The following is a 19,508-nucleotide window of genomic DNA, read 5'->3' as shown; positions in this document are numbered from 1 at the left end:
CTGCCTGGCAGCAGGATACTAAGGGGTTCACATATGGCTCGGATTGGCGAGAGCACGGATCTGCTGAAGTGCTCTTTCTGCGGAAAGAGCCAGAAGCAGGTGCGCAAGCTCATTGCCGGGCCCGGTGTCTACATCTGCGATGAATGCATCGAGTTGTGCAACGAAATCATCGAAGAGGAGCTGGCGGAGGTTGCGGACCTCGGCAGCTTCGAACTGCCCAAGCCGCGTGAGATCTTCGACTTCCTGCAGGAATACGTCATCGGCCAGGAGCCTGCCAAACGCTCCCTCGCCGTCGCGGTCTACAACCACTACAAGCGCATCCAGGCCGGCCACGCACCCAAGTCCGGGAGCCTGGGGGACGGCGGCCATCACGACGACGTCGAGATCGCCAAGTCGAATATCCTCCTCATCGGACCTACCGGCTGTGGCAAGACCTACCTGGCCCAGACCCTTGCCCGGCGCCTGAACGTCCCCTTCGCCGTGGCGGATGCCACCGCTTTGACCGAGGCCGGCTACGTGGGCGAGGACGTGGAGAACATCCTCCTCAAGCTCATCCAGGCCGCGGACTATGACGTCAAGAAGGCCGAACAGGGCATCATCTACATCGACGAGATCGACAAGATCTCCCGCAAGAGCGAGAACCCCTCCATCACCCGCGACGTGTCCGGCGAGGGTGTGCAGCAGGCACTCCTGAAGATCCTGGAGGGCACTGTTGCCTCCGTCCCGCCGCAGGGCGGACGGAAGCACCCGCACCAGGAATTCATCCAGATCGACACCACGAACGTCCTGTTCATCGTGGCCGGCGCCTTCGCGGGCCTGGAGGAGATCATCGGGTCCCGTTCCGGCCGCAAGGGCATCGGGTTCGGCGCACCGCTCAACGAAGCCAGCAAGAAGGTTGACTCCTACGGCGAGGTCATGCCGGAGGACCTGCTGAAGTTCGGCCTGATCCCCGAATTCATCGGCCGGCTCCCCGTCATCACCACCGTGTCCAACCTGGACCGGGATGCCCTGATCCAGATCCTTTCCACCCCAAAGAACGCCCTGGTAAAGCAGTACCAGAAGATGTTCCAGATCGACGGCGTGGAACTGGTCTTTGACGACACCGCCCTTGACGCGATTGCCGACCAGGCCCTGGAACGCGGCACCGGTGCCCGCGGGCTGCGCGCCATCCTTGAAGAGGTCCTGCTTCCCGTCATGTTCGATCTTCCCAGCCGCGAGGACGTCGCCAGCGTGGTGATCACCGAGGATGTGGTCCTGCGCGGAGCCGAACCCACCATGATTCCGCACGTGGCCAAGCGCCGTAAGTCTGCCTGACCGAGAGGACCTTCGTGTCTGCACCTGCAAAGAACAAAGCCGATTTCTGGTTCGATCCCCTCTGCCCGTTCGCGTGGGTCACCTCCCGCTGGATCGGCGAGGTTGAAAGTGTCCGGGACATCGAGACGGAGTGGCACGTCATGAGCCTGGCTGTCCTGAACGAGGGACGCGACCTGGAGCCCGGCTACCGGGAGTCCATGGACAACGCCTGGGGCATGGTCCGCGTCATCATTGCTGCCCGCGAGGAGCATGGACCGCAGTTCATCAAGCCCCTGTACGATGCCATGGGCACTCTGATCCACAACCAGGGCGAGAAGGACCGGAGCGAGGTCATCACCAAGGCCCTTGCTGAGTGCGGGCTCCCTGCGTCCCTGGCTGACGCCGCCAACAGCGACGCCTATGACCAGCAGCTCAGGGCCAGCCATGAAGAAGGCATTTCGCTCGTGGGCCAGGACGTGGGCACGCCCGTGGTCGCCTTCAACGGAACCGCCTTCTTTGGGCCGGTCCTCACCAGGATTCCCCGTGGCGAGGAAGCCGGCAGGATCTGGGACGCCACCACGGTCATTGCCGCCTACCCGCACTTCTTCGAGCTGAAGCGCAGCCGCACCGAGAGCCCGGAATTCCACTGATGTCCAGGGCTGGCTGACCGGTCCCGGCCAACAAACCAGGACACAAAGGGCCCCGGGGAAACTACCAAAATGTAGTTTCCCCGGGGCCCTTGCACGTCCACCGGGGCAGGAGAACAATGGGTCTTACCCACTTCGAAAGAAGGGGGACGCAGGAGCCAAAGATTCAGTGATATGCATTGACGCAGCCATCGGCAAAGTCAGTGCAAGCTACCAGTGACGGGGTAGTAAGACCTGAAGATCAGCGGATCCTGCCAGACCATCAGAGCACGTCACCGGATGGCCGAAACAGTCGAAGCCCCACCAACGGCAAAACGCTGATGGGGCTTCCCCTGTGTCTCGAGTCAGTCGGACGGTCAGGCCTTGGCGGGCTCGTCGCTGGGTGCCAGTGCAACGTCGGACACCGTGAGGTCGCCGTCGGCCGCTACCAACGTGATCTCGCGGGCGTTCGACGCCGCCTTCAAATCGGCCAGTCCTGCCTGCAGCTGCGCCGTCAGCGCCTCAGGGGCAGTAATGGTTGCGGACAGCACCTCCGTGCGTTGCTTGACCTTCGCCTCCGACTTGGCCTTGCGGACACCACTGAGGGCCACCCCAACGGTGGCCAGCATGGTGGTGTCGCCGCCGGGGATTTCCAGGGCGGCCGGCCATGCTGCCCGGTGCACGGAGCCGGTGCGCCACCAGCTCCAGACTTCCTCCGTGGCGAAGGGCAGGAACGGGGCAAAGAGCCGCAGCAGGGTGTCCAATGTGGTGGCGAGGGCGGCCAGCACGGATGCCTGCTCAGCGTCGCCGGCGGCCCCGTAGGCGCGGTCCTTGATCAGCTCAACGTAGTCGTCCGTGAACTGCCAGAAGAACGACTCGGTCAGCTGCAGGGCGCGGGCGTAGTCATAGTTGTCGAACGCCTTGGTGGACTGGGCCACGACGTCGGCAAGCTGGGCCAGCAGCGCCCGGTCCAAGGGGTTCGTCAGGACGGACAGGTCACCCGAGAGCACGGAGTTCTCCGTGGCACCCAGGTTCAGCACGAACTTGGAGGCGTTCAGCAGCTTGATGGCCAGGCGGCGGCCGATCTTCATCTGCGCGATTTCGTAAGCGGTGTCCGCGCCCAGCCGCGCGGAAGCAGCCCAGTAGCGGACGGCGTCCGAGCCGTATTCGTTCAGCACATCTGTGGGGACCACCACGTTGCCCTTGGACTTGGACATCTTCTTGCGGTCCGGGTCCAGGATCCAGCCGGAGATGGCCGCGTGCTTCCAGGGCGCGCACTTCTGGAGGGCATCGGCGCGGACCGCGGAGGAGAACAGCCAGGTGCGGATGATGTCGTGGCCCTGCGGGCGGAGGTCGAACGGGAACACCTTGGCGAAGAGGTCCTCGTCCCGGCTCCAGCCGCCCACGATCTGAGGGGTCAGGGACGACGTGGCCCATGTGTCCAGGACGTCCGCGTCGCCAGTGAAGCCGTTGGGCTGGTCCCGCTGGGCCTCGTCGAACCCTGGGGCGGCGTCGGCTGCCGGATCCACCGGGAGCAGGTCGTCGGAGGGCAGGACGGGGTTGTCATAGTCCGGGTTGCCCTGGGCATCGAGCGGGTACCAGACAGGGATCGGCACGCCAAAGAACCGCTGGCGGGAAACCAGCCAGTCGCCGTTGAGGCCTGCGATCCAGTTCTCGTAGCGGGAGCGCATGAAGGACGGGTGGAAGTCGATTTCCTTGCCCCGGCCGATCAGGCGTTCGCGGCGGTCCTCGTCACGGCCGCCGTTGCGGACGTACCACTGCCGGGAGGTGACCACTTCCAGGGGCTTGTCGCCCTTCTCGAAGAAGTTCACCGGGTGGGTGATCTTCTTGGGTTCACCGTCCAGCAGGCCGGCTTCCTTGAGCAGTTCCACCACGGCTTCCTTGGCGGAGAAGGCGGTCTTGCCGGCTATCGCCGCGTAGGCTGCCTTGCCGGCATCGCTGGTGATCCACTCGGGGGTCTCAGCGATGATGCGGCCGTCGCGGCCCATGATGGCACGCGTCGGAAGCTGGAGTTCGCGCCACCAGGTGACGTCGGTGAGGTCGCCGAAGGTGCAGACCATGGCGATGCCGGAACCCTTGTCCGCCTTTGCCAGCGGGTGGGCCTTGACCTCCAGCTCGACGTCGAACAGCGGGGACTTCACGGTCTTGCCGAACAGCGGCTGGTACCGCTCGTCGTCGGGGTTTGCCACCAGCGCCGCGCACGCTGCCAGCAGCTCCGGGCGGGTGGTCTCGATGAAGACCTTGTCGCCGTCTTCAGTGAAGAAGGGGTAGCGGTAGTAGGCGCCGGGAACTTCCCGGTCCTCAAGCTCTGCCTGGGCCACTGCGGTGCGGAAGGTGACATCCCACAGCGTGGGTGCCTCGGCCATATAGGCATCCCCGGCAGCCAGGTTGGCCAGGAAGGCGCGCTGGGACACCGCACGGGAGGTGTCGTCGATGGTGCGGTAGGTGAGGTCCCAGTCCACGGACAGGCCCAGGGTCTGGAACAGGTTCTCGAAAACCTTTTCGTCCTCGACGGCCAGTTCCTCGCACAGTTCAATGAAGTTCTGGCGCGACACCACATCGAAATCGCGCTGGTTCTTGGCCGGCTGCGCCGGTGGTCGGTAGTCGGCGTTGTACGGGATGGCGGGATCGCAGCGGACACCGTAGTAGTTCTGGACCCGGCGCTCGGTGGGCAGGCCGTTATCGTCCCAGCCCATGGGGTAGAAAACGTTCTTGCCTGTCATGCGCATGTAGCGCGCCTGGACGTCCGTCTGGGTGAAGGAGAACATGTGCCCCACATGCAGGGAGCCCGACGCGGTGGGCGGGGGAGTGTCGATCGAGTAGACCTGCTCCCGGGTGGTGTCGGGGTTGAACTTGTAGGTTCCTTCGGACAGCCAGCGCTGGGTGAGCGCGGCTTCGAGGCCCTCGAGGGCCGGCTTGTCCGGAACATTGATGGGGGCGGTGGTGGGCGTGTCTGTACCCTGCGTGTCTTCAGCCATTGGGCAATTCTTTCATGCCCGCTTCCATCCCACCCAACCCGCGGGGTCCGGCGGGACGCGGGCACGCGTACCATGCGCTTTATGAGCGGCATTCAGGGAACCATTCACATGAAGCGCATCTACGACCCGCCGGCGGACGACGACGGCTTCCGGGTGCTGGTGGACCGGCTCTGGCCGCGGGGGATGCCCAAGGAGGGCGCCGCCGTCGACCTTTGGCTCAAGGACGTGGCACCGTCTACGGAGCTGCGCAAGGAGTTCAACCACCGCCCGGAGCGGTTTGCCGAATTCAGCGAACGGTACCGGGCGGAACTGGACTCCAATCCTGCCGTGGAGACGCTCCTGGCGTTGGCGGCCTGCCACCCCCGGGTCACCCTCCTGTACGCCGCCCGCGATACCGATGCCAACAATGCACGCGTTCTTCTCGATTACCTCGTGGGAGGCCCGCCGGCTGATCGGGCTAGGGTGGTGCCATGACTGAGGAATTGCAGAAAAAGGCAGCATTGGTAACCGGCGCGAGCAGCGGAATCGGCGAGGCTGCAGTGCGCGCACTCCGTGCCGACGGGTGGACGGTCTTCGCCGTGGCGCGCCGGGCCGAACGGCTCGCGGCCCTGGAAAGGGAGACCGGCGCCGTCGCCATTCCTGCAGACATTGCGGAGGACGACGACGTGTCCCGGCTTCTCGCGCAGGTCACCGGGGCTGGCGGCATCGATACCCTGATCAACATCGCCGGCGGCGCCCGGGGCGCTGACAAAGTGGGGGACGCCAGCACGGAGGACTGGGAATGGATGTACCGCGTCAACGTCCTGGGCACCATGAAGCTCACCCGCGCCTTCCTGCCCATGCTGCGCGCCACCGGCGAAGGCACCGTGCTGAACCTGACCTCCACGGCAGGCCTGGAAGCATACGAAGGCGGCGGCGGCTACAACGCAGCCAAGTTCGGCCAGCACGCCCTGACCAACGCCCTCCGGCTTGAGGAAGCCGATCACAACGTCCGCGTCATCGAGGTGGCGCCGGGACTGGTGCAGACGGAGGAGTTCGCCCTGAACCGCCTGGGGGACGCGCAGGCCGCCGGCAAGGTGTACCAGGGCGTTGAGAAGCCACTGACAGCGGAGGATGTGGCCGACGTGGTCCGTTACGCCGTCACACTCCCGCACCACGTCAACCTGGACCAGATCGTCATCCGGCCGGTGGCGCAGGCCGGCACCCACAAGCTGATCAGGAAGAGCTAAGGCACCTGGACATGGAGCGTTGCTATGACTGCGGCGTGGTCCGTCCCGTTTACCCTTTGGACGGTGTATTCCGATCCCTTGATGTCGGGACTGGCCACCAGGTGGTCAAGCGCAATCCCCGGCAGCCGGTAATCGCGCATGGGCCACGTGGGCACCAGCCGGTCGCCCAGCGAGGCGGCCACGTCCACCAGGGCGCGGTTGCCGCCGGTTCCGGCCAGCAGCCCACGGAACTCCCGGTGGTCGTACGTCGCGTTGAAGTCTCCCGCCAGCAGCAGGGGGCCTGAACCGTTGTCCGCCCTGGACACCGTGGCCAGGTCACGCCGCCATTGGCGGAGGCCGTCCCCCACGGGGGCCAGGGTGTGGACGGCCACAACGCGAAGGCCGGTGCCGCTACCGTCACCGAGGTCCAGGCGGGCCACTGGCATGGTGAACTGCGTCCCGGGGAGCACCCCGGTCTCCTTCATGCTCAACGACGTGTAGATGGCCGTGCCGCCTGCGCCGGCCCTGGGATGGGCGTCCCGGTGGGGGAGCAGGCCCTCAAGCCCTGCCGCCGCGAGCCGTCGGGACAATTCCGGCGTGTACTCCTCGACCGCCAACAGGTCCACGTGCCGGTCGCGGACCAGCCGCACGATGCCCTCGGCGTCTGCGCCCCCCAACTCCGCATTGATGCTCATGGCGACAAGCGTGATCTGTTTGCCGGCAGCTTCGGCAGCGGGCTCCCGGATGTCCAGCGGGAAGAGCCAGAAAGCCTGGCACGCGGCCAGGGCGGCGGCCAGCACCTGCTGCCACCGGCGCCGTCCCAGGAAGGAAAGCAGCAGTGCCGCGGCGGCGGGTACTGCGAGCCAGGGTGTGAACGCCACGAGCTGGACGCCCAGCACGGGCAGGTCGGCGGGCAGACCGCGCAGGGCTGAGACCACTGCCACCGGCAGTACAACGGGAAAGAACAGCCATCTGCCCGCGGCAGCCAGGCGCGTGGCCGCGGCCGAACGCCCAGGAGCTGTCATGAGCTGAGTCTAGGCACTGAGCGCGGGAAGCGTCAGCCCCCGGCGCCCGTCCCCCTGAATGGCACTGGGGCTGCGGCGATAGTAGACTCTGGTGTGGCTATGACCCGGCAATCACCGGTGAGCTTCCGGAAGAACGCACGGCCGCCCCGCACAGGACGGACCGCGCCAGTAGAACCGGACGGGTAAGCCCGTTACAGCAGTCAATGAGCGGCCGGTGCAGGGCGGTTCCCCAGGGGAACCGGGCAGCGCCGGTAAGTGAGGTGGTACCGCGGTGGGTGTGCAGTTTTCGGACAGCACGGCAGCCGTCCTCGCATCCTGATCGGAACGAAAGGCGCAAGCCGGCAGTTCGCCAAGCTCAACCCGGGATGTCGAGAATGACTTTTTACCCCAAGGCCTCAGCCTCCGCCAGTGGCACGCGCGGCGTTTCCGCCTCCGTGAAGTTTCCGGAGATCGAAGAGCGCATCCTGAAGTACTGGGACCAGGACGGCACCTTCCAGGCCAGCATCGACCAGCGCAGTGCCGACGTTCCCGGCGGCGAGCCGGGCAGCAACGAATTCGTGTTCTACGACGGCCCGCCCTTCGCCAACGGCCTGCCGCACTACGGCCACCTCCTCACCGGCTACGCCAAGGACCTGGTGGGCCGGTACCAGACGCAGCGCGGCAAGCGTGTGGAGCGCCGCTTCGGCTGGGACACCCACGGCCTGCCTGCCGAGCTTGAGGCCATGAAGCAGCTGGGCATGACGGACAAGACCCAGATCGAAGCCATGGGCATCGACAAGTTCAACGACGCCTGCCGCGCGTCGGTTATGAAGTACGCCGATGAATGGCGCAGCTATGTCACCCGCCAGGCCCGCTGGGTGGACTTCGACAACGACTACAAGACGCTCAACGTCGAGTACATGGAGTCAGTGCTCTGGGCGTTCAAGCAGCTGCACGACAAGGGCCTGACCTACAACGGCTACCGCGTCCTGCCCTACTGCTGGAAGGACGAAACGCCGCTGTCCAACCATGAGCTGCGCATGGACGACGACGTGTACAAGAACCGCCAGGACCAAACCGTCACGGTCACGTTCCCCATTCTCGCGGGGGAGTCGGAGCTGTCAAAGGAACTCGCCGGCGTGCAGGCCCTGGCCTGGACCACCACCCCCTGGACCCTGCCCACCAACGCCGCGCTCGCCGTCGGGCCTTCCATCACTTACGTTGTGCTGCCCGCCGGACCCAACGGCATCAAGGCAGCCTCCGCTGACGCCCCGGTCACGGGCAGCTTCCTGCTCGCAGCGGACCTGCTGGGCAGCTACGCCAAGGACCTGGGCTACGACAGCTTCGAGGACGCCGAAGCGGCCGTGGTGTCCACCCATAACGGCGCGGAGCTTGAAGGCCTGGAATACCAGCGGCTGTGGGACGACTTTGCCGACAACGAAAAGTACGGCATGGAAAACGCCTGGCGCTTCGTGGTGGCCGACTACGTGACCACCACCGACGGCACCGGCATCGTGCACCAGGCACCCGCCTACGGTGAGGATGACCAGAAGGTCTGCGAGGAGGCCGGCATCCCCGTGGTGCTCTCCGTGGACGAGGGCGCAAAGTTCCTGCCCCTGTTCAAGCACGGTGACCTCCACGACATCGTGGGCCTCCAGGTCTTCGAAGCCAACAAGCCCATCACCCAGGTGCTCCGCGCCCAGGGCCGGCTGGTGCGCCAGGCCAGCTACGAGCACAGCTACCCGCACTGCTGGCGCTGCCGCAACCCGCTGATCTACCGCGCGGTGTCCTCCTGGTACGTGGAGGTCACCAAGTTCAAGGACCGGATGTCCGAACTCAACCAGGAGATCAACTGGATCCCCGGTAACGTCAAGGACGGCCAGTTCGGCAAGTGGCTGGAAAACGCCCGGGACTGGTCCATCAGCCGGAACCGCTTCTGGGGCAGCCCCATCCCCGTCTGGCAGTCCACCGATCCGGAGTACCCGCGCACCGACGTCTACGGCTCCCTGGCGGAGATCGAAGCCGACTTCGGCCGGCTGCCGCTGAACAAGGACGGCGAGGTGGACCTGCACCGGCCGTTCATCGACGAGCTCACCCGGCCCAACCCTGACGATCCCCGCACCCCCGAAGAGGGCCAGTCCGTGATGCGCCGCGTTGAGGACGTCCTGGACGTCTGGTTCGACTCCGGGTCCATGCCCTACGGCCAGGTGCACTACCCGTTCGAGAACGAAGCCTGGTTCAACACCCACAACCCGGCGGACTTCATCGTGGAGTACATCGGGCAGACCCGCGGCTGGTTCTACATGCTGCACATCCTGTCCACGGCGCTGTTCGACCGGCCCGCGTTCCGGAACGTCATCAGCCACGGCATCGTGCTCGGCTCCGACGGCCAGAAGATGTCCAAGAGCCTGCGCAACTACCCGGATGTGTCCGAGGTCCTGGACCGGGACGGCTCCGACGCCATGCGCTGGTTCCTGATGTCCAGCCCCATCCTGCGCGGCGGCAACCTGATCGTCACCGAGCAGGGCATCCGCGACGGCGTCCGCCAAGTGATCCTGCCGCTGTGGAACGTGTACAGCTTCTTCACCCTGTACACGAACGCTGCCAACGGCGGCGCCGGCTACGACGCCAAGTTGCGCTATGAGGGCTACCGGGACACGTTGGACCAGTACCTGCTGGCCAACACCGGAGACCTGGTGCGCACCATGACCGGCCAACTGGACACCTATGACATCTCCGGCGCGTGCGATTCGCTGCGCAGCTACCTGGACATGCTCACCAACTGGTATGTCCGGCGCAGCCGGCAGCGGTTCTTCGACGAGGACCAGGATGCGTTCGATGCGCTGTTCACCGCGCTGGAGACCGTCACCCGTGCCGCGGCCCCGCTGCTGCCGCTGGTTTCCGAGGAGATCTGGCGCGGCCTGACCGGTGGCCGGTCCGTGCACCTCGCCGACTGGCCTGACGCTGACCTGTTCCCGGCCAACCCGTCCCTGGTGGAAGCCATGGACCGGGTCCAGCAGATCTGCTCCACCGGCTCGTCGCTGCGCAAGGCAGCGAACCTGCGCGTGCGCCTGCCGCTGCAGGAACTCACCGTGGTGGCACCGGGTGCGGGCGCGCTGGAAGGCTTTGCCGCCGTCGTCGCCGATGAACTCAACCTCCGTTCCGTCCGCCTGCTGGACGCCGCCACGGCATCCCCCGAGGAGTTCGGCATCCAGCAGAAGCTCGTGGTCAACGCCCGTGCCGCCGGCCCGCGCCTGGGCAAGAATGTCCAGGTGGCCATCAAGGGCTCCAAGTCCGGGGACTGGTCCGTGGACGATGCCGGTGTGGTCACCGCCGGCGGGCTCCAGCTGGAGCCGCAGGAGTACACACTGGAGACGGTGGTGGCAGAGTCCGACGGCGGATCGGCAGCTGTTGCCGTACTTCCCGGAGGTGGCTTCGTTGTGCTCAACACCGAGGTCACGCCGGAGCTGGAAGCCGAAGGCTTGGCGCGGGACATGGTCCGCGCCATCCAGCAGGCACGCAAGGACGCCGGACTCAATGTGAGCGACCGGATCCGGACCACGGTCACCGCCGCGCAGAACGTGGTGGACGCCCTGCTTGCCAACGCTGAACTGGTCAAGGGTGAGACGCTGACGGTGGACCTGGCCGCTGAACCTGCCGACGTGTCCGAGCCCGCCGTCGCCGTAGAAAAAGTGGAGGCCTAGGACATGACCGACGAATTCTCCGTTGAAAGCGTCTACGCGGAACTGCTGGGCCGGGCTCCGGAAAACAAGATGGAGCCGCGCCTGGCGCCGCTGTTCCGCGCCATGGACGTGCTGGGCGAGCCCAACAAGGCGTACCCGATCATCCACGTGACGGGCACCAACGGCAAGACCTCCACATCCCGGATGATCGAATCCGTGCTCCGCGCGCACGGCCTGAGCACCGGCCGTTACACCAGCCCGCACCTCTCCAAGGTCACCGAGCGGATCAGCATCGACGGCCACCCGGTCTCCGACGAGACGTTCGTCCGCATCTGGGACGAAATCCGGCCCTACCTGCAGATCGTCGACTCCGAGCTCGAAGCTGAGGGCCAGCCACGGCTGACCTACTTCGAGTGCCTCACCATCCTCGGCTTCGCCATCTTCGCCGACCAGCCCGTCAACGTGGCCATCATCGAGGTGGGACTGGGCGGCATCACCGATGCCACCAACGTCGGCGACGGCCAGGTCTCCGTGGTGACTCCCATCTCGCTGGACCACACGGACCTGCTGGGGGACACGACGGCGGATATCGCCCACGAAAAGGCCGGCATCATCAAGCCGGGCGGCTACCTCATCAGCGCGGCGCAGCCCCTTGACGCAGCCCAGGTGCTGCTCGAAAAAGCCAAGGAGGTGGGCGTGCCGTTCCGCTTCGAAGGCGTGGAGTTCGGCGTTGAGTCGCGCACAGTCGCCGTCGGTGGCCAGGTGGTCACCATCCAGGGCATCGCCGGCCGCTACCCGGACCTTCTGGTGCCGCTGCATGGGGCGCACCAGGCGCAAAACGCCGCCGTGGCGGTGGCCGCGCTGGAGGCGTTCTTCGGCGGTGAAAAGGAGCTCGACTTCGAGGTCCTGCAGGAAGGTTTCGCCGCCGTGACATCCCCCGGGCGCCTTGAGGTGGTGCGGACTGCCCCCACGATCATCGTCGACGCGGCGCACAACCCCGACGGCATCAAGGCCTCCGCTGCCGCGCTGCAGGAAGCATTCACCTTCACCAAGCTGGTGCCCGTCGTGGGCGTGCTCAAGGAAAAGGATGCCGAGGAAATCCTCCGGGAACTCAAGGAGTCCCTGGAAGGGGTAGCGGACGAATACTGCTTCACGCAGTCCAACTCGCCCCGGGCCGTTCCCGCCGCCGAACTGGCTGAACTGGCGATCGACCTGGGCTTCGGCGAGGACAATGTCCACATCGCCGAGAAACTGGACGACGCACTGGAATGGGCGGTGGAACGCGCCGAAGCCAACGAGGACCTTTCCGGCGGCGTGCTGGTCACCGGCTCCATCACGCTGGTGGCCGAAGCACGGATCCTGCTCGGAAAAACGGAGGCGTGACCATGGCCAGACTCACCAAAGCGCAGCGCGAGTGGCGTCCCGGAATGCCTAAGAAGCGGCGTTCCACCAAGGTCATGTTCGCCTCAACTGTGCTGCTCCTCGAAGCTTTCGTCATGTTCTTCGCCACCCTGGCGGTGTTTGGGCTCCGCCGCGGGGAGTTCCCGCCGGTACTGATCCTCGGCGTCGGCATCGGCCTCAGCGTGGTCATGGTCGCCGCCTGCGCGGTCCTCAACAAACCCTGGGGAATCGGTGTGGGCTGGGTCCTGCAGCTGGTCCTGATCCTTCTGGGCATTATCGAGCCGACCATGTACCTGGTGGGCGGGCTCTTCGCCCTCGCCTGGTGGTACGGCATCCGCACCGGCATCCGCCTGGACCGGGAGGCTGCCCAGCGCGCCCGCGAGCAGGCGGAATGGGAAGCCGCCCACCCCGACCAGGCTGCCGGTCCGGCCCAGCCCCAGTCCCCGTAGACTTGTCCCGAAACCCCACCAACCCATTGGAGCAGTTGTGACTACAGAGCGCACCCTCGTCCTGATCAAGCCCGACGGCGTCGCCCGTAACCTGACCGGCGCCATCCTGGCCCGTATTGAAGCCAAGGGCTACAGCCTTGTTGAGCTGAAGAAGGTCGACGCCACCCGTGAACTGCTGGAGCAGCACTACGAGGAACACGTGGGCAAGCCCTTCTACGAGCCGCTGGTGGAGTTCATGCTCAGCGGACCCGTGGTGGCGGCCATCTTCGAAGGCCACCGCGTCATCGAAGGTTTCCGCTCACTCGCAGGCACCACCGATCCCACGACGGCGGCCCCCGGCACCATCCGTGGCGACTTCGGCCGCGACTGGGGCCTGAAGGTCCAGCAGAACCTGGTGCATGGCTCCGACTCGACCGATTCCGCCGAGCGCGAGATCAAGATCTGGTTCCAGTAACCGGCGGCCGCGTCCCGCGCATTTGCGGGGACCAAGCGTGGCGAACTGACAGATAAGGCCAATGTTCTTCGTGAACATTGGCCTTATCTGTTATCCGGCGGGGGAGCGGGCGGGCTAGAAGCCCGAGGTCCCCACAAACACCTGGATGAACGCGAAGAAGATGGTGGCGACGACGGCCACGTAGAGCAGCGCCGTAATGATCCAGCCGGAATCACCCAGGAGCCGGGCCGCACCTGCCGGCACGGGTATGACGCCGGCTGTGATGTTCCTGATGGTGGTCCACACGAAGAGCGGGATCATGGCTGCCCAGACGATCATGCACAGCGGGCAGAGGATGTGGATGGAGTAGAGGGCCTGCGACCACAGCCAGACAACGAAGGTGAAGCCCAGCGTGACTCCGGTCTGCAGCCCCAGCCAGTACCAGCGGGCAAAGGTTGCACCGGAGAGCAGGGCCATGCCCACGGTGATGATGACGGCGAAGGCCACAATTCCAATGAACATATTGGGAAAGCCGAATACGGAACTTTGCCACGTCTGCATTACCTGGCCGCACGAAATCCAGGGATTCACGTCGCACACCGTGGCGTGGTTGGGGTCCTTCAGTACTTCGAGTTTTTCCAGGACCAGGGTTCCCGACGCAAGCCAGCCTGTGATGCCGGTGATCACCAGCAGCCAGCCGAAAGGCCGGTTCCGTGCCATGGGGGGAACGCTTCCGGCAGCACGGGCCTCTGGGCCGGCTGCCCGGTCGCGTTCCTGGGCGCTGACGGGGGAGATGCTGGGCATGGGTGTGGCGTCCTTTTCATCCGGTGCTCCTGTGCCTGATTGTAACGCCGGCGGCTGGAGCCATCACACAGCAACGGGAACAGCTGCACCTGCCTCCGCGGCGATCCTGCCGCGGTATGAGAGAATGAACGTGGCTGGAAGCCGATCCACATTCGGACTCCGGTCCGGTGGTTTGTTCCCAAGACCGCCAATGATGAGCAGGGCAGGCTTCGGATTCTTCCGGTACACCCGCGACTCCATTGGGCGGCACCTGGTTGTGGCACGTGGAACAACGGGTTTTCAGAACATCCACCGGCTCCCACGGGCTGCCGCACCCCAACGACGGTGCGAACCTGGGAGTATCCATTTGACTTCTGTCAACGCCTGCGGGTTTTGACAATATGTGCCCCAATGGGTGCCGGATGTGGCGGTACGTCAGGGGCAGGAGTGTTGCCACATATGGACAATGATCAGGAACTGGCCGTTAACGACACAGCAGCGGACGCCGATGCTGCACCCAGGAAGGCCCCGCGTACGCGCCGGAAGGCGGCTCCAAAGACCAACGAGGACGTGACGGCCGGCGCAGAGGCCCCCGAGGTCGCCGGTGCTGACGGCGCCGTGGCGGAAGAGGCGCCCAAGGCGCCGGCCCGGCGGACGCGCGCCAGGAAGAAAGTCGACGCTGCCGAACCCTTGCCCGCCTTCGCCGACGAAGCAGGCCCCGCCGTCGCCGCTGCCGTTGTTGACAGTCCCGCCGCTGAGGAGCCCGCCGCTGCTCCGGCACCTGCGGCGGACGTTGAAACCAAACCCGTTCGCCGCCGCCGGGTTGCCACCCGCAAGGTTGCATCCCCGGCCGCGGCCCCCGTGGTGGAGGGCAACGAGGCAGGGACCGTCGCTGCCGAATCGGCAGCGACGAACACCGGTGGGCAGGAGCCCGGCGCCGAGCAGGCGGCCACCGCCCCCCAGGAGGCCGCCCAGGAACCCACCGCCCAGAGTGCCGGTGAGCAGCAGGAGGAGCCAATCCAGGAGCCCGCCGCCCCGGAGGCTGCCAAGCAGGACGCGGAACCCGCGGTTGCCCCGGCCGGGGAAGCCGCAGCGCCCGCCAGCCCCTTCGGCTCGCTCTTCCTGGAACCCGCGTCCCCCACCTCAGTGCTCTTCCAGGCCCCCGACCTCAGCACGGTTGTCCGCCCCGCCGCGGCCGCCGCAGAGGAGCCTGAAGAGGAGGAGACCGAAGACACCGACGACTCCTCCAGCCGCCGCCGGCGCCGCAGCCGTGGCCGCCGGGGCCGCAGCCGCACCGGCGAGAGGACCGATGAGGACCTTGAAAGCGGTGCGGAGGCTGACGCCGAAGACGAGGCGGACGAGGATACCGCCGGACAGGTGGAGGACGGGGTGACCTCCCGCCGCCGCCGTCGCCGCCGCCGCGGTGACCAGGACCTTGAACTGACCGGCGGCGGAGATGACGATCCCCCCAACACGGTGACCAGGGTCCGTGCACCGCGACCTGTCAGCGACGTCCCGGTGAGCAACCGGGTAACCAGCGTCAAGGGCTCCACCCGGCTTGAGGCGAAGAAGCAGCGCCGCCGTGAATCCCGCGACACCGGCCGCCGCCGCACTGTCATCACCGAGGCCGAGTTCCTGGCGCGCCGGGAGTCCGTCGACCGCCAGATGATCGTCCGCCAGCGCGACGACAGGATCCAGATCGCCGTCCTCGAAGACGGCGTCCTGGCAGAACACTTCGTGTCCAAGACCCAGCAGGACTCCCTGATCGGCAACGTGTACCTGGGCAAGGTGCAGAACGTGCTGCCGTCAATGGAAGCTGCATTCGTCGACATCGGGCGCGGCCGCAACGCCGTCCTCTACGCCGGCGAGGTCAACTGGGAAGCCGTGAACCTTGAGGGCAAGCAGCGCCGCATCGAAAACGCGCTGAAGTCCGGCGACACCGTGCTGGTCCAGGTCACCAAGGACCCCGTGGGCCACAAGGGTGCCCGCCTGACCAGCCAGATCTCGCTCCCGGGACGCTACCTGGTCTACGTGCCCGGCGGCTCCATGACCGGCATCTCCCGCAAGCTGCCCGACGTCGAACGCAACCGCCTCAAGCGCATCCTCAAGGACCGCCTGCCCGAGCACGCCGGCGTCATTGTCCGTACTGCCGCCGAAGGCGCTTCAGAGGAAGAACTGACGCACGACATCAACCGGCTGCGTGCCCAGTGGGAAGGCATCGAAAGCCAGGCCGCGTCCACCAAGATCCTGGCTCCGGAACTGCTGTACGGCGAACCGGACCTGACCATCAAGGTGGTCCGTGACGTCTTCAACGAGGACTTCTCCAAGCTCATCGTTTCCGGCGAGGAGGCCTGGGACACCATCGAGGCCTACGTCACCTACGTGGCACCGGACCTGGTGGGCCGGCTCGAGAAGTGGACCAAGGACCAGGACATCTTCTCCGCCTGGCGCATCGACGAACAGATCCACAAGGCCCTGGAGCGCAAGGTCTTCCTGCCCTCCGGCGGGTCCCTGGTGATCGACCGCACCGAGGCCATGACAGTGGTGGACGTCAACACCGGCAAGTTCACCGGTAGCGGCGGCAACCTCGAGGAAACCGTCACCAAGAACAACCTCGAAGCAGCCGAAGAAGTGGTGCGCCAGCTGCGCCTCCGTGACATCGGCGGCATTATTGTCATCGACTTCATCGACATGGTCCTCGAATCCAACCGCGACCTTGTCCTGCGCCGGCTGGTGGAGTGCCTGGGCCGCGACCGGACCAAGCACCAGGTGGCCGAAGTGACGTCGCTGGGCCTGGTCCAGATGACCCGCAAGCGGATGGGCACCGGACTGCTGGAAGTCTTTGGCGAGCAGTGTGAGGCCTGTGCCGGCCGCGGCGTCGTCACCCACGACGATCCGGTGGAACACCGCCGCGCAAACATCGTGGCCGCCGAGCACCACGTCCAGCGCACCGACAGCCGGCCCGAACCGCGGGCCGAAGTGCACCGCCCCGAGGCGCAGCGGACCGACAACGCCCAGCAGGGACCCCGTTCCGAGCGCAAGCGCCGGCGCGGACGCGGCGGCCAGCAGCCCGAGGCTGCGCCCGTGCCCGCGGTGCAGGTCCACACGGTCCTGCCGGAGGCGGCAGATGCGGAGCGGCACGCCAAGGCAGAAGCCACCCGGCTTGCCCTGGCGAACATCGCGGCTGCTGCCCACGCCGCCCACCTGCACGACGATGAGGTGGCAGCTGCCCGGCAGGTGCCGCCGGTTCCGCCTGCGGCTGCACCGTCGGAGGAGAAGCACGACGCCGACGCCCCGGCCCGTCCGGCAGCTGTCCTGACCTTCGGGGGCGAGGAAGTCCCGCTTCCCTTCGTGGAGCACGCGGAGGAGCACCACCCCAAGCCGGCCCTGACCCTGGACCGGCTCGCGGAAGCGTTCGCCCACCTGGGCCAGCCCTCGTCCTCTGTCGGGGATGCACCCGGCGCGGCCGCCGCCGCCCCAACGGGCACCGGGCCGGCAGCCCAACAGCCGGCACCGGAAGCGCGGCCTGCCGGGGGCGGGGAAGCGCGCGCCACCGTTGATGCTCCGGCTGAAAAGGACTATTCGGACCACACGCTGGAGCAGTCCCGGCAGCGCAGGCCGCGCCGCCACCGGGCTGCCAGCCGTGCCCAGGGCGCCGCCAACGAGACTGCGGTCCAGCACCACGAGAATGTCCAGGCGACCGCGTCGGGCCACTCCCACGAGGCCAAGGCCCCGGAGACCGCTGTTCCGGCGGCGGAGGTTGGCAAGGCCGCCGAGGAACCGATCATCCTCGGTGTCGGTGTGCCCGCTTCCGAGCTCTAAGCCCCACGCCCGGAACGGACTGCAGCACAGAAACATCCAGGAGTCCCCGTTGTGTGGACAGTTCCCCGAAAGTACGGGGGAACTGTCCGCAGGGCGGGGATTTCTGCTGGGTGCAGGGAAGGGGCTGTCACCTTTTTCCGGATGCGCGGCAACGGCTAGGCTGGACCACGACACGGGGTGCCGAGCAGAAGGCCGGCTGAGATCCAAACCCGTTGAACCTGTCCGGCTAGCACCGGCGAAGGGATGTCTCTTGTCTTCGACCCTTTCCATAACCCTGCCGGCCGTACCGGGTGCTCCTGCGGGGCCGCCCGTGGGCCGCGACGTTCCGCGGGTGCTTTCCATTGCGGGCTCCGATCCCTCGGGTGGAGCAGGGATCCAGGCAGACCTGAAAAGCATCGCCGCCCACGGCGGATACGGCATGGCCGTGATTACGGCCCTCACCGCACAGAACACGCGCGGGGTGCAGGCCGTGCACGTTCCCCCGGTCGCCTTCCTCGCCCAGCAGCTGGACGCCGTCAGCGACGACATCAGCATCGACGCCGTCAAGATCGGCATGCTGGGAGATGACGCGGTGATCCGCACTGTCCGCGGCTGGCTGGAGAAAGTACGTCCCGCCGTCGTGGTCCTGGACCCGGTGATGGTGGCAACCAGCGGTGACCGGCTGCTGAAGGAATCCGCCGAAGCTGCCCTTCGGGAACTGCTGCCCCTTGCCCATCTCATTACCCCCAACCTGCCCGAACTTGCCATGCTGGTGGGGGCGGAGCCGGCGGAGAGCTGGGACGCGGCGCTGGACCAGGGGAGGCTGCTGGCGAAGACCACCGGAGCCACCGTGCTGGTGAAAGGCGGCCATCTGGCAGGGAGGGACTGCCCGGATGCGCTGGTCAACGCCTCGGGCCTGCTGGGGCAGGACGTGGTGGAAGTCCAGGGCAAACGGATTGCCACGCGCAACAGCCACGGCACCGGCTGCTCCCTGTCTTCCGCGATGGCCACCGTGCAGGCCCGGGTAGGCGACTGGGAAGCGGCGCTGCGGACCGTGAAGCCGTGGCTCGCCGGTGCGCTTGAGAACTCGGGCGAGCTGGAGGTGGGCCACGGAAACGGACCCGTGCACCACTTCCATCACCTGCGGCCCGCCCTTCCTGAAGGGGGCTTCGCGGCCCGGCTGTGGGACGAGGCCCAACAGGACCTCGACGACATCTACGCGCTGGACTTCATCCAGGGCCTGGCCTCGGGCGAACTTGAGGAGAAGGACTTCGCCTACTACCTGGCCCAGGACGCCCTTTACCTCAACGGCTACTCCAGGGTCCTGGCCCGGGCCAGCGCCCTCGCACCATCGGAAGCCGAGCAGCTGTTCTGGGCCGGCTCCGCACAGCAGTGCCTCGAAGTGGAATCGGAACTCCACCGCTCCTGGCTGAGCACCCGCCCGGCACAGGGCGGACTGGGCCCCGTCACCAAGGCCTACGTGGACCACCTCACCGCGGCGTCGGCGTCGGGCAGCTATGCAGTCCTGGCCGCCGCCGTGCTGCCCTGTTTCTGGCTCTACGCCGAGGTGGGGGAGAAGCTCCACGCACAGTTCCTTGCCGCCGGCCAGCCCGACGGGCATGCATACGCCGCGTGGCTCCGCACCTATGCAGACGAGGCGTTTGCCGCGGCCACCCGCCGGGCCATTTCGATCGTTGATGCCGCCGGACGGAACGCCTCCGGGCAGGAGAGGGCTGCGATGCTGACCGCGTTCAAACAGTCCTGCCGCCTGGAAGTGGCGTTCTTCGACGCGCCGAGGCTGCATTCCTGACGGTTACAGGCCGGGGCG

The 19,508-nt window shown here is 66.6% G+C and carries 13 protein-coding genes and 1 riboswitch; of the genes, 10 read left to right on the top strand and 3 right to left on the bottom strand.

The annotated features are described in order from the left end of the window. Positions 1-33: 33 nt before the first annotated feature. Together clpX and VXJ37_RS09100 are read left to right on the top strand one after the other, a co-directional pair. The gene (gene clpX / locus VXJ37_RS09105) at positions 34-1,314 is read left to right on the top strand and encodes an ATP-dependent Clp protease ATP-binding subunit ClpX (RefSeq protein WP_331322707.1); all 1,281 of its coding nucleotides are present in this window, start codon (positions 34-36) and stop codon (positions 1,312-1,314) included. 14 nt (positions 1,315-1,328) lie between these two features. Continuing rightward, entirely contained in the window at positions 1,329-1,943 is a 615-nt protein-coding gene (locus VXJ37_RS09100) for a mycothiol-dependent nitroreductase Rv2466c family protein (protein ID WP_331322706.1), read from the top strand. Positions 1,944-2,296: 353 nt separating this feature from the next. On the opposite strand, the gene valS is transcribed toward VXJ37_RS09100, so the two are convergent. After that, positions 2,297-4,918 (bottom strand): valine--tRNA ligase, encoded by a 2,622-nt coding sequence (gene valS / locus VXJ37_RS09095; protein WP_331322705.1) that lies wholly within the window; start codon positions 4,916-4,918, stop codon positions 2,297-2,299. Positions 4,919-4,999: 81 nt separating this feature from the next. Here valS and VXJ37_RS09090 point away from each other — a divergent pair, with 81 nt between their 5' ends. After that, on the top strand, positions 5,000-5,392 hold the full coding sequence (locus tag VXJ37_RS09090) for a DUF488 domain-containing protein (RefSeq protein ID WP_331322704.1): 393 nt from the start codon (positions 5,000-5,002) through the stop codon (positions 5,390-5,392). Continuing rightward, entirely contained in the window at positions 5,389-6,147 is a 759-nt protein-coding gene (locus VXJ37_RS09085; protein WP_331322703.1) for an SDR family oxidoreductase, read from the top strand. The genes VXJ37_RS09090 and VXJ37_RS09085 overlap by 4 nt, the downstream gene beginning before the upstream one ends. Here VXJ37_RS09085 and VXJ37_RS09080 read toward each other — a convergent pair. After that, entirely contained in the window at positions 6,144-7,151 is a 1,008-nt protein-coding gene (locus tag VXJ37_RS09080; protein ID WP_331322702.1) for an endonuclease/exonuclease/phosphatase family protein, read from the bottom strand. The two genes, VXJ37_RS09085 and VXJ37_RS09080, sit on opposite strands and share 4 nt — an antisense overlap. A 374-nt stretch (positions 7,152-7,525) precedes the next feature. On the opposite strand from VXJ37_RS09080, the gene ileS reads away from it, so the two are divergent. The 4 genes from ileS to ndk are packed head-to-tail and all read left to right on the top strand — an operon-like array spanning position 7,526 to position 13,117. Then, positions 7,526-10,834: an isoleucine--tRNA ligase gene (gene ileS, locus VXJ37_RS09075; protein ID WP_331322701.1), complete on the top strand. Its 3,309-nt coding sequence runs from the start codon at positions 7,526-7,528 to the stop codon at positions 10,832-10,834. Positions 10,835-10,837: 3 nt separating this feature from the next. Further along, positions 10,838-12,196, top strand: a complete 1,359-nt coding sequence (locus VXJ37_RS09070) for a bifunctional folylpolyglutamate synthase/dihydrofolate synthase (protein WP_331322700.1) — start codon at positions 10,838-10,840, stop codon at positions 12,194-12,196. Positions 12,197-12,198: 2 nt separating this feature from the next. Next, entirely contained in the window at positions 12,199-12,663 is a 465-nt protein-coding gene (locus VXJ37_RS09065) for a DUF4233 domain-containing protein (protein ID WP_331322699.1), read from the top strand. 37 nt (positions 12,664-12,700) lie between these two features. After that, entirely contained in the window at positions 12,701-13,117 is a 417-nt protein-coding gene (gene ndk / locus VXJ37_RS09060; protein WP_141941779.1) for a nucleoside-diphosphate kinase, read from the top strand. Between the two features lie 114 nt (positions 13,118-13,231). Here the strand turns inward: ndk and VXJ37_RS09055 are convergent, their stop codons facing one another. Further along, positions 13,232-13,900 (bottom strand): vitamin K epoxide reductase family protein, encoded by a 669-nt coding sequence (locus tag VXJ37_RS09055; RefSeq protein WP_331322698.1) that lies wholly within the window; start codon positions 13,898-13,900, stop codon positions 13,232-13,234. A gap of 438 nt (positions 13,901-14,338) precedes the next feature. Between VXJ37_RS09055 and VXJ37_RS09050 the strand changes: the two genes are divergently transcribed. Further along, positions 14,339-17,701, top strand: coding sequence for an Rne/Rng family ribonuclease (locus VXJ37_RS09050; RefSeq protein WP_331322697.1), 3,363 nt, complete (start codon positions 14,339-14,341; stop codon positions 17,699-17,701). A gap of 163 nt (positions 17,702-17,864) precedes the next feature. After that, positions 17,865-17,962: riboswitch (TPP riboswitch) on the top strand. 7 nt (positions 17,963-17,969) lie between these two features. Then, entirely contained in the window at positions 17,970-19,490 is a 1,521-nt protein-coding gene (gene thiD / locus VXJ37_RS09045) for a bifunctional hydroxymethylpyrimidine kinase/phosphomethylpyrimidine kinase (protein ID WP_331322761.1), read from the top strand. Positions 19,491-19,508: the final 18 nt, after the last annotated feature.

The sequence above is a fragment of the Pseudarthrobacter phenanthrenivorans genome (assembly GCF_036455295.1).
Lineage (GTDB): Bacteria > Actinomycetota > Actinomycetes > Actinomycetales > Micrococcaceae > Arthrobacter > Arthrobacter phenanthrenivorans_C.
The sequence above is the reverse complement of the archived record's forward strand: the minus strand, read 5'-3'. Positions and strand labels throughout refer to the sequence as shown.